Origin of the sequence: Virgibacillus necropolis (assembly GCF_002224365.1) — a bacterium.
GTDB lineage: Bacteria > Bacillota > Bacilli > Bacillales > Amphibacillaceae > Virgibacillus_F > Virgibacillus_F necropolis.
Map to the genome: position 1 here is coordinate 3,960,393 of NZ_CP022437.1, position 14,799 is coordinate 3,975,191.

The following is a 14,799-nucleotide window of genomic DNA, read 5'->3' on the forward strand; positions in this document are numbered from 1 at the left end:
GCATTCGTGGCCCGAGTTAATTTGATTCACCAAGAAATTAAAAATAAATGTCCTGCCAAATTGTTTGGTAGGACATTCTTATGTCTGTGTATATTGCTCGTATTGCTTGTACAAATCCTTCAAAGCCGATATCAGTGCATTTCCGGCCTTTCCTAAATAATGTAAGCGAATTTCTTCTACTGGGGCCTCAATGCCATCCTGTAGGCTATAGCCACGCAATAATTGCTGGACGAACTCTCGACCGTGAAGCGTTGCCAAGGTACAGCTTGCCGTTACAATTACACCATATTTCTTATCAACCTCAGCGGTTATCGTTAATGTATCATATATACTCTTTGCCGCCATACCTGAAGGCAACTTGGCATGTCCGGCAACAAACACTGTGTGCATCGCTTTCACTCCTGTTCATAACTTAGTAGTTTGATAGCCAAGTTTTTCAGATATCTTCTCTGCATTTTGTTGTGTTTTCATTTTGATAACCTGCAGATTTTCTCCTTCAAAATGACTAGATAATCCACTAACGGTTAATGCAGCAATAACTTGTCTTCTATAATTATATAATGGGTAGGAAATTCCTGTTGTTTCTAAGTCCTGTTCCCCAATACTGTAAGCATAACCCTCTTCACGAATAATGTCTAATTCTTCTTGCAGCCTCTTTTTATCAATTTTTCGGTGCTCGTCGATTGCATAAAGTTCAGCGTCACCTAAAACCTCTTTCTGCTTCTCTTTATCCATAAATGCTAGTAATAGTTTAGGACCAGATCCTATATAAAGCGGTGAACTCTTTCCTATTCTTGTATATAAACGGATAGCTCGTGTACTATCAACCTTTTCTATATAGGTAGCCTCTTTTTGATTTGCTATAACAATATGGATCACTTCATTGATATCTTGTGCTAATTGTTCCATTAATGGTAAAGCTACTTCCCTTATTTCAAGTTGGTTTGTTACCAAATGTCCAAGTTCTAATAGTTTTAGGCCTAGTCTGTAGCGACTGTCTTGATCATTCTCCTTTGATTTTTGTAAAAAACCACATTCCACTAATGATGCTAAATGTCTATATGCGGTTGGTTTTGGAAGGTCAGCTCGCAATGCTATTTCTCTTAACGATAATTCCTGTATGTCCTCGTTAAATAAATCAAGCAGTTTTAACGCCTTGATTACACTTTGATTCATTGTAATTACTCCTTAGTTGCGTATTAAGTTAGAAAATCACCCCCTACCTATACAAGTAGAGGGTTGTTTACTTCAACCATTATTTCAACACTCGTTCCATTATATCAACCGTTATCCCGATATATCAAGAATCATTCCTGGATATCAACACTCATTCCACTTTACACACATATACGAACGTATAGGCTTTGTTATATATTTACGTGTGCTTTTGAATTAGTTGATTCATGGATTGTGACGCCACGTTTAGCCATTTCCTTGATGTATTTATCGCCTGGAACGATTTGTTCTGGTGGATAAACACCTGATTTGGTAATTGTACCATTTCCAATCATTTGCGCTACTACTGATATGGTATTGGCTGTTGCCCGAGCCATAGCAGTTACATTGTTATCCCGATCTTTAAATGTCGACATTTCATAGTCATAAGTGGTTGGAACACCGCCTTTTTCACCAGAAACCTTAACACGTAAGAGAACGGCGTCATCTTTATCTTTTAAATCCACAATTGGATCAAGTACCTTTAATAATACTTCTCGTGGGTTTATTTTTTGTCCATTCAATTCTACTTCATAATCCATTCGAGTAAGGTTTAAATCCACTAGGAGTTTAAACTTTTCAGCATGACCTGGGTATCGAATTGTTTTGTATTCTAGTGTGTCAATATCTGGATATGAGAGTGATAAGGTAGATGTACCTCCTGATGTATGAAATGCCTCTAATGGTCCAAATTTTTCAAAGTAAACCGTTTCTACTTCGGTCAGTGATTCAACTTCTTGCTTGATACCATTTCGAACAATTAGCGATGGATCTGTATAATGATCAAATACACCTTCCATAGAGAATACATGATTATACTCAAATGGTGGTTCAGGACGAACCGGAATTCCACCAACAAACAACTGGATTGATGTTAATTTGTCGAGTTTTTCTGCTCCATGGCCTGATAAGATGTTGATCATTCCTGGCGCAACACCTAAATCAGGAATTAATGTAACACCCGCTTCTTTTGCTTCTTCTTGGAGTGCTAGAACTTTATCTGTCATATGACCAATATGCCCACCTAAGTCAACGGAACTAACACCAACCTGGATAGCAGTTTTTGCAACAATTTCATTGAACGAATAAAACAATGCATTAATAATCACATCAAACTGACTCATGTAGTCTGCAAGGTCTCCAATATCACTCGCATTTACTTGGTAGGCCGTTAATTTCGTGGAATTTAGTTGATCACAAACCGCCTGAGCCCGCTTGATATCAATGTCTGCTAAACCAACAGCTGTTACCCCCTCATTCGTCGCTAAATCACGAGCCGCTTCTTTCCCCATTAAACCAGAACCAAGTACACCTATTTTCATCCAATCACTCCCTGTGTAAGATTTGAAAGTTATTTTTCTATCTATTCCACATCGATTTGAGCGCGCTGTAATTTCCCACTGTAATCAACGTATACCGCTTTCCATTCAGTAAATACATCTAAGGCTTGAACACCAGAATCGCGGTGCCCATTTCCAGTTCCTTTTGTACCACCAAATGGTAAATGAATCTCCGCTCCAGTAGTTCCTGCATTCACATAGACAATACCTGTGTCTAGGTCACGCTGCGCTTTAAACACTTGATTTACATCACTCGTAAAAATAGAACTAGAAAGTCCATATTCCACACTATTGTTAACTTCTACTGCTTCCTCAAAGCTTTTAACTGGTATCAATGAGACGACAGGGCCAAATATTTCCTCATATGCAATTCGCATATCAGGTTTAACATTTGAAAATAATGTTGGTGCAAAGTAATTTCCTTGTTTGTGCTCTCCATCGTCCATTACATAGCCACCAGCTAATAACTCAGCGCCTTCTTCTTTACCAATCTCCATGTACTTTTTAATTTTATCTATTCCGGCTTTGTTAATAATAGGACCTACTTTTATGGATTCATCCAAACCATTTCCAATTGATAATTTTTTCATTTCCTCGAGTAGCCTGTTTTCTAATTCATCTTTGACCTTCTCGTGGACAATTACCCGGCTACACGCCGTACAACGCTGGCCACTCGTTCCAAATGCACTCCAAAGAATACCTTCAACAGCTAATGTTAAATCAGCATCATCCATGACAATCACTGCATTCTTACCACCCATTTCAAGGGAAACCTTTTTCAATTGCTGACCACATTGCGCTGCGATTTTACGCCCCGTATCATTAGACCCTGTAAAGGAAATAACCCGAATCCCATCATGATTGACCATGGCGTTTCCTACAGCTGAACCTGAACCGAACACCACATTTACAACACCTTTTGGTAACCCAGCTTCTTCAAAAATTTTCGCAAGTTCAAATGCCATTATTGGTGTTTCTGTTGCTGGTTTCCATACAACCCCATTTCCTGCCACGATTGCTGGAAATGACTTCCACGTTGCAATTGCAATTGGAAAGTTCCACGGGGTAATCAAACCAACTACACCAATTGGTGCACGAACACTCATAGCAAACTTATCCTTCAACTCTGCTGGTGTTGTTTGCCCAAACATTCTACGACCCTCTCCAGCCATATAAAATGCCATATCGATCCCCTCTTGGACTTCTCCGCGAGCTTCCTCGATTACTTTTCCATTTTCCATTGTTAATAATTGAGAAAGACGCTCTTTGCGCTCTTTCATTATGCTTCCTACACGGTATAAAACTTCAGCTCGCATAGGTGCCGGAACTAGTGCCCATTCCTTTTGTGCCTTTTTGGCTGCCTTCACTGCATCATCAACACTAGATGCGTCCGAAAGCGGGACTTCTACCACGGTTTCACCTGTTGCTGGATTAATGACAGGTGTTGTTTCCCCTTTCGCCTCAATCCATTCTCCACCGATATAGTTTGCTAGCTTTTTTACCTGTAATAGTGTTTCTACCATGATAAATACCTCCTAAAAATTATTATCTATATAGATTAATAGATTACTTTTTCGAGCGATCTCTCAATTGTTGTATCGTTGAAGAAACTGAAATGTTTTCTCCATCTGTTATTATTTCTATTACAGTTGGACCTTGATTATGAAGCGCTTTGTCTAACGCCTTTTCAAATTCACTAAGTGTCCAAACGGTATAACCATCTGCTCCAACACTGTTTGCTAGTTTACTAAAAGAAACGTCACCTAAATTAGTAGCTATTACTTTTTCTGGATAATGAATCTCTTGATGCATTCGGATGGTTCCATACATATTATTATTAAAAACGAGACTTATTACTGGTATCTGATATCTAACAGCGGTCTCAAGTTCCTGTACTGTCATCATAAATCCACCATCACCTGATAGAGAAACAACGGTTTTACTGCGATCTGCAAGTTGAACACCTAGTGCTGCTGGCATCCCATAGCCCATCGCTCCTGATGTAGGGCCAACATAGGTGTGCGGTTTTGTAAATGGATAAAAAGAATGAAGCCAGCCTGCAAAGTTACCCGCATCATTTGTTAAAACCGCATCATTTGGTAACCTTTTCTCTAACAAAGCTATGATTTGTTTATTAACCACATCTTCACTTGTTACATCCAAATTACTAACCTGTTGATATGCTGCTCTTCTTTCAGTTGCCCAAACTACCCATGAACCTGAAAGCGCTAATTCAGCTAGTTTAGCGAGTGCCTCTCCGCTATCAGCCACAATACCGATGTCAGGGGCAAAAACCTTTCCGAGTGTTTCATAGTCTATATCAATATGGATCAACTTTTTATCTGACGCGATAATTTTATAATCTTGTGTTGTTACCTCTGATAGTCTAGTTCCAAAAGCCAGTATGACATCTGCTTCTTTTACGGTTTGCAAGACTTCTTTACTTGTTCCTAATCCTAGGTGCCCGCAATATAAGGCGTGGTTATTTGGAAAAACATCATGCCGTCTAAAGGCAGCTATTACCGGTATAGAAAACTTTTCAGCAAAGGCTAGCAGTCGTTCTTCCGCCTTAGAAGATTTAATTCCGCCTCCTGCAATAATTAACGGATTTTTTGCCTTGCTTAGCATGCTCTCTATCCGTATCACTTCTTCTGTTGAAGGGGCCGGTTTCGGCTTAACGGTCGGTGCCCCAAATGACATTTCCGCTTGAGCTGGAAGCACATTTTCTGGTAGTGAAACAATGACAGGTCCTGGTCTACCAGTTTGGGCGATACGAAAAGCACGTTGAACAAGCTCCGGCATACGCTCTGGATCATTCACTTCGACAGCCCATTTTGCAATGTGCCCGAAATATTGATCCAAATCAACTTCTTGAAAGCCTTCTCTCCCTCTAAACTTACTATGCACTTGACCTAAAAATACAACCATTGGAGTGGAATCCTGAAAGGCGGTATGTACGCCAATTGATAAATTCGCTGCACCAACACCTCGAGTTGCCATAACCACACCAGGCTTGAGTGTCGCTTTTGCATACCCCTCTGCAATAAAAGAAGCTCCACCTTCATGTCTTGTAGAAATAACTTCAATTGACCTTTCGTCATGCAAAGCATCAAGTAGTGGTAAATAGCTTTCACCAGGCACACAAAATACATGTTTTATATCTTCTAACTCCATACATTTAACAATTGCTTGCGCTGCCGTCATTTTGACTTTCTTTTGCAAAGATGTGTTTACAATCAAGTTAATTCACCTCATCCTTAGAAAATTGACATTCGCCAATCCTTTGGGCGAATGCCTTAGTTGCACTTATGCAGAAAGAAATATGGATATACTTTCTTTACTGCCAAGACATGTTCTTGATTCGTTTAATTACCTCATCTAATCGATCACTTGTGACAGATAATGAAATACGGATATAGCCTTCTCCCGTTGTTCCAAATGCAGAACCAGGCGTAACAATAACGCCTGCTCTATCAAGCATTTGGTTAGCAAATGAAGCGGATGAATATCCTTGTGGAACTTTTGCCCATAAAAATATAGTCCCTTTTGGTTTTTCAGCTTCCAGTCCTATTTTGTTTAATGCTTCGTGTAATTTTTCCATTCGTTCTTGATATACTTTATTATTTGCCTCAACTGCTTTTAAATCGCTTTTTAATGCCGTTGCTGCTGCCAATTGGATAGGGAGAAATTGACTTGTATCGATATTACTTTTTAAGGTTGAAAGTGCTCTAATTACGGTTTTGTTTCCTACCAAATAGCCAATACGCCACCCCGTCATATTAAAACTCTTTGATAAGGATCCAAATTCTACTGCATAATCTTTTGCTCCCGGTGCTTGCAAGATACTAGGTGCTTTGTAGCCATTAAATGTCACCAAGTCATATGCAGCATCATTCGCTACAATTATATTATGACTTTTTGCATATGAAACCGCTTTCAAAAATACATCAAGGTTTACGGTAGCTGCTGTTGGATTACTGGGGTAATTTAATAACATAAGCTTTGCTGATTCAGAATCCTTTTTTGACACTTGATTAAACAATGGTTGATATCCATTCGATTCATCAAGCGGCAAATCTACACTATTTCCACCAGCTAAATGTACAGCTGTACGATACACTGGATATCCTGGATTTGGTATTAACACTGTGTTTCCTGGATTAATCACCGCTTGCACCATATTGGCAATCCCTTCCTTGGATCCTATTAGTGCCAAGACTTCTGTGTCGGGATCAAGATCAACTGCATAATGACTTTTATAAAAGTCAGCGACCGATTGCCTAAATTCCTGTGTGCCACTATAAGTTGAATAACGGTGGTTTAACGGGTTTCTCACTTCCTCCACTAGTCTATCGATTACAAAGTCTGGTGTAGGTAAATCAGGTGCTCCGATGCCAAGATCGATGACATCCACACCCTTTTCCATGAGGTTCTTTTTCTTTTTTTGAAATTCTGAAAATAAGTAAGGTGGTAATGTGTTTATTTTTTCAGAAACAAACGTCATCATTCTTCCTCCCTATTCCATTAAATGAAACGGTATTTCATGATTATAGTATAAGTATAAATCAGTGATTTAAAATTTGCAATTGTTTATACTGAACAAATTTTAATTAACCCTAAAGATACTTATTTAGCAATGGTTTCTTCAACCTCAGAAATCTTTTCAGGTTTCTTTAATGTGAAAAATAAAACAACTAGACCAATTAACACTACCGCAAGTCCAACCCAGACGTTACCGACAATTCCTAGCACCAAATATCCAAGTCCTGCAAGCCCTGCCGCTAGAAGCGCATACGGTATTTGTGTTGTAACATGGTCCATATGATCACAATTTGAGCCTGTTGAAGATAAAATTGTCGTATCAGAAATTGGTGAACAATGGTCACCAAATACAGCGCCAGCTAAAACTGCTGCAAGCATTGGTAGAAGTAAGGTTATATCTGTAGATGCTGCAATTTCACCTGCAATCGGAAGTAATATCCCAAATGACCCCCATGAAGTTCCTGTAGCAAAAGCTATAAATCCAGCCATTATAAATACGATAAATGGTAATAACATGATACTTAAGTTTGAAGATTCCACAACCCCAGCCAAATATGTTCCAGTTCCAAGTTCGCCAATTAATGTAACAATTGCCCACGCGAAAATTAGAATGGAGAAACCAGGTATCATTGACTTAGTGCCTTCCCATACACCCAATCCAAAATGCTTGCCCGTTAATTTTCCACTTCTCAAATGACGGATAAACAAGATAAAAGTCAAAAATAGCCCCGTTAAACCACCATATAAAAGAGACTTTGGTACATCTGCGCTTCCAAATATGTTAATTAATGTTGCTTCGCCTTCAACTGCCTTAAGCCCTGTCCAATAGATAAACCCAAGTGTTGCGACAAATAGTACTATAATTGGAGCAACTAAATCACTAATTCGTCCTATTTTACTGGTTGGTAAATTTGATGACGTATCGATTTTCTCTTTACTTTCTGAACTCATAACCTGTCCGGTTTTAATTGCTAAGTCTTCGTGCTTTTTCATTGGTCCAAAATCTGATTGTTTAATGGCAATTACAAAAACCACACCTAAAGCAGCCCAAACATAAAAATTCATCGGAATGATTTGAATAAACGCACCAAATGCACTGTATTCCGTAATATTATTTGTTGCAAACACAGTACCAATTATTCCAATGATATAAGCGCCCCAACTAGATACAGGTGCAATCACACAAACAGGTGCGGAAGTAGAGTCAACAATATACGATAATTTTGCTCGAGATACGGAATGTTTATCTGTGACTGGTCTAGCTACTTGCCCGACTGTTAAGCTATTAAAGTAATCATCGACAAACACAATAACCCCTAACAGCGCTGTCATAACTTGAGCACCAGCACGCGATTTCACGTGGGTAATCATCCATTCACCGAAAGCCCTTGTTCCTCCCATCATACTTACGAAAGCTGTCAGAATACCTAGTATTAAAACAAATAATAGAATGAAAACATTCCATTGATTCAATGCACCTTCAGCAACAAAAACTCCTTTAAATGCTTCCCAGATTAAGCCCAGTGATCCGATTACATCAAAACTTTCAATGAAGAGCGCTGCAGCAATAATCCCCACACCAAGTGATAACAATACCCGCTTTGTCAATAACACCATAATTATTGCTACTAACGGTGGTACTAACGACCAAATTGTATTCTCCATGGTAGTCCTCCTCAAGTTCTATTTTTTAAATGTGAACCAGAATCTTCAACTTTACTTCCAACTACCCCCCTCCCAAAATTAGACTATTCCTAGTATTCTATACATATTTGGGAAATTCCTCTTTTATACTTGAAAAACTTTTTGGCTGTTATGGTCCCTTTTGACACTTCATCTGTGAAAATATACACTTTAAGTAACTATCGAAATGAGGTGCTTTGATTTGAATACAGAAAAAACATATGCACAATTTTTGGATGAACAAGATGATTTAAAGTCATTTAGAGATGAATTCTACATTCCAGGTGAAACCATTTATTTTGATGGAAACTCATTAGGTTTACTATCAAAACAAGCAGAAGAGTCACTAGAAATACTGTTAAATTCTTGGAAAAGGCATGCTATTGATGGTTGGACTGAAGGTGTAGAGCCGTGGTTCTACCTTTCTGAAAAGCTTGGTAAAATGACCGCACCGTTAGTTGGTGCCAACACGGAAGAGGTTATCGTAACAGGATCAACCACAACCAATCTTCATCAGCTTGTTTCAACCTTTTATAAGCCGCATGGCAAGAAAACAAAGATCTTGGCGGATGAATTAAATTTTCCATCCGATATTTATGCATTAAAAAGTCAACTTAAAATTAAAGGATACGACCCGAGTGAACATCTTGTCCAAGTGCAAAGTCAAGATGGAAATACACTTAAGACTGATGATATCATCAAAGCAATGACGGACGATGTGGCTTTAATCATGCTTCCTGGCGTTCTTTATCGAAGCGGGCAAATCTTGGACATGCAAACACTGACTAAAGAGGCACACAGGCGTGGAATTGTGATTGGATTTGATTTATGTCATTCCATTGGGTCCATTCCTCACCACTTATCCGAATGGGGAGTTGACTTTGCATTTTGGTGTAATTATAAACACCTAAATGGAGGACCAGGAAGTGTTGCGGGATTATATGTAAATAAAAAATATTTTGGAAATGAACCAGGTCTTGCAGGTTGGTTTAGTTCATCAAAAGAAAAGCAGTTTGATATGTCACATACGCTTACTCAAGCTTGGGATGCTGGTGCCTATCAAATTGGAACGCCGCATGTACTAAGTGCTGCCCCCCTTCTTGGCTCATTAAAAGTTTTCCAAGAAGCTGGCATTGACCGCGTCCGAAAAAAGTCACTGCATTTAACAAAATATATGATGGAGCTTATCGAATCGGAATTAAGTGACTACCATTTCACGATCGCAAATCCGAAAGATGATGCAACACGTGGTGGCCACATTTTCCTTGAACACGAGGAGGCTGCTCGAATCTGTAAAGCATTAAAGGCCGATAAAGTGATTCCAGACTTTCGAACCCCAAACGGAATACGCCTTGCACCAGTAGCTTTATACAACACATTTGAGGAAGTCTGGGAAACAGTCATGATTTTAAAGACTATCATGAAAGAAGAACGGTATAAAAAATATGAAAACAAACGAGGTGTAATAGCTTAATGGCACATGATTGGATAGATATTTCACAACCTTTGACAAATGATATAGCACACTGGCCTGAGGATGCACCCTTTTCTTATTCGCTTACAGTTGCGAAAAAAGATTCTGGGTCGGTAAACATCGGCCAAGTAACTACTAGTGTGCATACTGGCACACATGTTGACGCACCTTTTCATTTTGATGATAACGGTCAAACAATCGATCAGTTGGATGTGAATTTATATGTCGGTGAAGCAATGGTTATAGATGTAAGTCATGTAGATGAAGTTACTGTGGAAACACTTGCTAATTTTTCGTTTGATGGGATAAAACGCGTATTACTGAAAACCTCCCACCCAAACGATCCTACACAGTTTCCAGAAAAAATTCCTACTCTTGATCCAAGGATAGCTAATTTATTAGCAGAAAAAGGAGTAAAACTGCTTGGTGTTAATATGCCCTCTGTTGATGCACTTGATAGCAAGGATTTAGCAACCCACCATGCCCTTTATAAGAATGGAATAAATATACTAGAAAATCTAATGCTAGATAAAATTGACCAAGGAAACTATGAATTAATAGCTTTACCACTTGCGATTGAAGGATCAGATGGTAGTCCAGTTCGCGCAGTATTAAGACCACTTTAACAAGGAGGTATCATTTTGTCAGACAAACATGAGAATGACTCATTTAAAGAAGAAAAAGGCATTCATACTGATTTCATCGAAAAGATGACGTATGGTGATTACTTACAATTAGATACACTATTAGCAAGTCAGAAACGCTTATCTAATCACCATGATGAAATGTTGTTTATTATCATCCACCAGGTAAGTGAACTATGGCTAAAGCTTATTATTCATGAAACAAAGGCCGCTATTGAAGCAATTAAGCAGGATGATCTTCAGTCATCCTTTAAAATGCTAGCCCGTGTATCTAAAACCCAAACACAAATTATCCAAGCTTGGGATGTCCTTTCAACCTTAACTCCCGCGGAATACATGGAATTTCGCGATAAACTTGGTAATGCTTCAGGTTTTCAATCGTATCAATATCGGTTAGTTGAATTTGTGCTAGGCTATAAAACACATTTTATCCTAGACATTTATAAAAAAGACCCAGAATTACATGCAATACTGGAAGAAGCCTATCACGCACCAGGACTTTATGATGTAGCGATTCAAGCACTTGCGCGAAACGGCTTTGACATAGACAAAAACATCCTAGACCGTGATTTTTCAGAAACCTATTCAAAAGATGACTCAGTTGAGAAGGCTTGGCTTGAGGTTTATAAAAATGTTGAAGATAATTGGGAACTTTACCAGCTGGCAGAAAAGCTCGTAGATGTTGAGGATTCGTTTCAACAGTGGCGATTCCGTCATATGAAAACAGTGGAGCGAATTATTGGACATAAAATTGGCACTGGCGGCTCGTCTGGTGTTGGCTATTTGAAAAAGGTATTGGATCATTACTTTTTCCCAGAATTATGGGATATTCGTACAAAAATATAACTATATTTCGCCATGTTCTTATTGGCTCTTGTACTTTACTATAAGAACATGGTATTTTTAACTATTAGAGGATGTTCAAAAAGTCACCAAATGATAAATGGCGAATCTCTTCGTTACTCGGTTTTTCTGGTCCTCACGTATTAAGGACATACGTTCCGGTCCTCAAAACTCTCGTGCCTCGACCTTCTTATTTCTAATTCGGCGACTTTTTGAACACACACTATTATAAGAAAAGGAGGTCAAGATATGAGTGAAAAACAAGATCAGTGGTCGTCAAAATTAGGATTTATTTTAGCATCAGCTGGTGCAGCGATCGGCCTTGGAGCAATATGGAAGTTTCCGTATATGACAGGTATGAATGGTGGCGGTGCCTTTTTCTTACTTTTCATTGGCTTCACCATCTTAATTGGTTTACCTTTATTAATTGCCGAGTTTGTTATCGGACGAGGTTCACAAAAGGAAGCAATAAGCGCATATAAAAAACTCGCTCCAAAGAGTGGTTGGTCTATCATCGGGCGTTGGGGTGTATTTGGATCATTTTTGTTAATGTCCTATTATAGTGTTGTTGGTGGATGGGTACTTATTTATTCTGCATTATCCATTCCAGGAATGATTATAAATGATAATGCTAATTATGAGACAATATTCGCTTCTATAACCGGTAACCCATTAATAACCATTATTGGACTAGCTGTATTTATGTTAATTAATATTATCGTGGTTTCATTTGGAATTAAGGATGGAATTGAAAAAGCGAGTAAAGTTTTAATGCCATTATTATTTGTCTTTTTTATTGTTTTGGTATTTAGGGCAGTATCGTTTGAAGGTGCTATGGAAGGCCTACGATTTTTCCTTCAACCAGACTTCTCTAAAATTACTGGGGAAAGTGTTTTATATGCCTTAGGTCAATCGTTTTTCTCACTTGCTGTTGGTATTTCTGTTATGGTCACCTATAGTTCTTATTTAGGAAAAGACGTTAGCTTACCAATGGCTGCAGGTTCTGTTTCCATCATGAATATTATTGTTTCACTGCTAGCGGGATTAGCTATATTTCCTGTCGTTTTCTCGTTTGGACTAGCACCAACAGAAGGGCCAGGTCTGTTATTCATGGTGTTACCAGAAGCATTTGCTCAAATGCCTTTTGGGGAAGTATTTTTAAGTTTGTTTTTATTACTATTTCTATTCGCAGTGCTTACTTCATCATTCAGTATGCTGGAAATCGTAACATCTGCATTTACTGCAAACAAAGATCGTTCACGAAAAAAAGTAGCAGCTATTGCGGGAACTATTATATTCCTTGCAGGTATTCCTGCTGCTTTATCCTCAAGCACGTTATCAAACTTTAAGCTATTTGGTTTAACCATTTTTGATGCAAGCGATTTTCTAGTGAGTAATATATTGTTACCAGGTGGTTGTTTATTAATCTCGCTCTTTATTGGGTTTAAAATGAATAAAGAATTAATGAAGCAAGAGTTTTCTTATAGTAGCCATTTATCAAGCGGCTGGTATCAACTATGGTTTCAGCTTATGCGCTGGGTTGTACCGATAACAATCATTATTGTCTTTCTTGGATCACTGGGAATTTTATAATTTTCGATTTAAAAAGTACTGTATTTGCAGTGCTTTTTAATTTGCTTATTATTAGTTACAAACGGGTACACTAATAAAGAGAAGGAGTGTGTCGTATGGGAAATAAAATTGTTATAGTTGGTGGAGTTGGCGGAGGAGCAACAGTTGCGGCTCAAATTAGAAGAATGGATTCAGAATCTGAACTTATTCTCTTTGATAAAGGCGAGCACATCGCTTTTTCCAATTGTGGAATGCCCTATTACATTGGCGGAATCGTTGATGAACGGGAAAAATTACTTCGCGATTCAAATGACTTTGCTGAAAAATATAAAGTTAAATTAAACATTAATTCCGAGGTTGTTCAAATTAATCGAGAGAAGAAGGAAGTTACATACCGAGCAGAAGATCACGAACAAAAAGAATCTTATGATACATTAATCCTAGCACCAGGTGCACATGCATCAGTTCCAGACTTGGATGGATTGAATAATGAGGTTACATTCACACTCCATACCATACCAGATATGGATGCTATTCATGCATATATTGCTAAAAACAAACCAAAAACGTGTGCTATCATCGGGGCTGGGTTTATCGGTCTAGAAATGGTTGAAAATCTACACAAACTTGGTTTAGATTGTACAGTGATTGATCGTTCAAAGCAGGTAATGAAGCTTGTTGATCCTGATATGGCAACAATGATACAAGATCATCTCAAAGCTAAAGGGGTAAATCTTATCCTTAATGAAGGAATGGAATCATTTACGAATGAGGGAAAAACAATACAGCTTTCTAGCGGAAAAAGCGTCGAAGCTGATATGACCATTTTAGCTGTTGGAATTACGCCATACACAAAATTGGCAAGTGAGGCAGATCTCCAGATTGGTGAAACAGGAGCTATTGCCGTAAATGAGTTTATGCAGACGAATGATTCAAGTATTTTTGCTTTAGGCGATGCTGTTGAAACAGCTGACTATTTGACCCAAACCCAGCGGCATGTAGCACTTGCTTGGCCTGCACACCGCCAAGCGTATATTATCGCTAACTATCTCAAGGGAAAAAAGATTCCTTATCAGGGAACCCTTGGATCCGCAATATTTAAAGTTTTTGATTTGAGTGTAGCTGTTACGGGTCATAACGGAGCCTCGCTTGATCAACTCGGTATCGCTTATCAAGAAGTGACACATGAAGCTTTGTCACATGCTGGATATTATCCTGGGGCAGAGAAGGTTTCCATCAAAGTTATGTTTGATGCTAACGAAAAAATAGTAGGAGCTCAAGTTATTGGTGAAGATGGTGTCGATAAACGATTAGCAATCTTAGCTACTGCCATTAAAGGTGGGATTACCATAACAGAATTGGCAGAGTTGGAGCTTGCTTATTCTCCTCCATACTCTTCCCCTAAAGATCCAATCAATATTATTGGTTATAAGGCAATAAATACTAAAAAATAAATTAAACGCTCCTGAAATTATTTTCTGGAGCG

The 14,799-nt window shown here is 38.5% G+C and carries 12 protein-coding genes; 5 read left to right on the forward strand and 7 right to left on the reverse strand.

Annotated features, from left to right (window positions below):
- Positions 1-78 precede the first annotated feature (78 nt).
- The 7 genes from CFK40_RS18790 to CFK40_RS18820 form a co-directional block, all read right to left on the reverse strand.
- Positions 79-390 carry a DUF3870 domain-containing protein gene (locus tag CFK40_RS18790; protein ID WP_089533908.1) on the reverse strand — a complete coding sequence of 104 codons (312 nt, stop codon included), beginning with the start codon at positions 388-390 and terminating at the stop codon, positions 79-81.
- A 15-nt stretch (positions 391-405) separates the two neighbouring features.
- Entirely contained in the window at positions 406-1,176 is a 771-nt protein-coding gene (locus CFK40_RS18795; RefSeq protein WP_089533909.1) for an IclR family transcriptional regulator, read from the reverse strand.
- A 191-nt stretch (positions 1,177-1,367) separates the two neighbouring features.
- The gene (locus CFK40_RS18800) at positions 1,368-2,537 is read right to left on the reverse strand and encodes a saccharopine dehydrogenase family protein (protein WP_089533910.1); all 1,170 of its coding nucleotides are present in this window, start codon (positions 2,535-2,537) and stop codon (positions 1,368-1,370) included.
- 41 nt (positions 2,538-2,578) lie between these two features.
- Positions 2,579-4,078, reverse strand: coding sequence for an aldehyde dehydrogenase family protein (locus tag CFK40_RS18805; protein ID WP_089533911.1), 1,500 nt, complete (start codon positions 4,076-4,078; stop codon positions 2,579-2,581).
- Positions 4,079-4,121: 43 nt separating this feature from the next.
- On the reverse strand, positions 4,122-5,759 hold the full coding sequence (locus CFK40_RS18810) for a thiamine pyrophosphate-dependent enzyme (protein WP_405196600.1): 1,638 nt from the start codon (positions 5,757-5,759) through the stop codon (positions 4,122-4,124).
- A gap of 133 nt (positions 5,760-5,892) precedes the next feature.
- Positions 5,893-7,059 (reverse strand): LL-diaminopimelate aminotransferase, encoded by a 1,167-nt coding sequence (locus tag CFK40_RS18815; protein WP_089533912.1) that lies wholly within the window; start codon positions 7,057-7,059, stop codon positions 5,893-5,895.
- A gap of 122 nt (positions 7,060-7,181) precedes the next feature.
- Positions 7,182-8,762, reverse strand: coding sequence for a Na+/H+ antiporter NhaC family protein (locus CFK40_RS18820; protein WP_089533913.1), 1,581 nt, complete (start codon positions 8,760-8,762; stop codon positions 7,182-7,184).
- Positions 8,763-8,967: 205 nt separating this feature from the next.
- Here CFK40_RS18820 and kynU point away from each other — a divergent pair, with 205 nt between their 5' ends.
- The 5 genes from kynU (at position 8,968) to CFK40_RS18845 (ending at position 14,767) form a co-directional block, all read left to right on the forward strand.
- Positions 8,968-10,254: a kynureninase gene (kynU, locus tag CFK40_RS18825; protein WP_089533914.1), complete on the forward strand. Its 1,287-nt coding sequence runs from the start codon at positions 8,968-8,970 to the stop codon at positions 10,252-10,254.
- On the forward strand, positions 10,254-10,880 hold the full coding sequence (gene kynB / locus CFK40_RS18830; protein WP_089533915.1) for an arylformamidase: 627 nt from the start codon (positions 10,254-10,256) through the stop codon (positions 10,878-10,880). The genes kynU and kynB overlap by 1 nt, the downstream gene beginning before the upstream one ends.
- Before the next feature lie 84 nt (positions 10,881-10,964).
- Complete coding sequence (gene kynA / locus CFK40_RS18835; RefSeq protein ID WP_264371422.1) at positions 10,965-11,744, forward strand: tryptophan 2,3-dioxygenase; 780 nt, start codon at positions 10,965-10,967, stop codon at positions 11,742-11,744.
- A 246-nt stretch (positions 11,745-11,990) separates the two neighbouring features.
- Positions 11,991-13,334 (forward strand): sodium-dependent transporter, encoded by a 1,344-nt coding sequence (locus CFK40_RS18840; RefSeq protein WP_089533917.1) that lies wholly within the window; start codon positions 11,991-11,993, stop codon positions 13,332-13,334.
- A gap of 95 nt (positions 13,335-13,429) precedes the next feature.
- On the forward strand, positions 13,430-14,767 hold the full coding sequence (locus tag CFK40_RS18845; RefSeq protein ID WP_089533918.1) for a CoA-disulfide reductase: 1,338 nt from the start codon (positions 13,430-13,432) through the stop codon (positions 14,765-14,767).
- Positions 14,768-14,799: the final 32 nt, after the last annotated feature.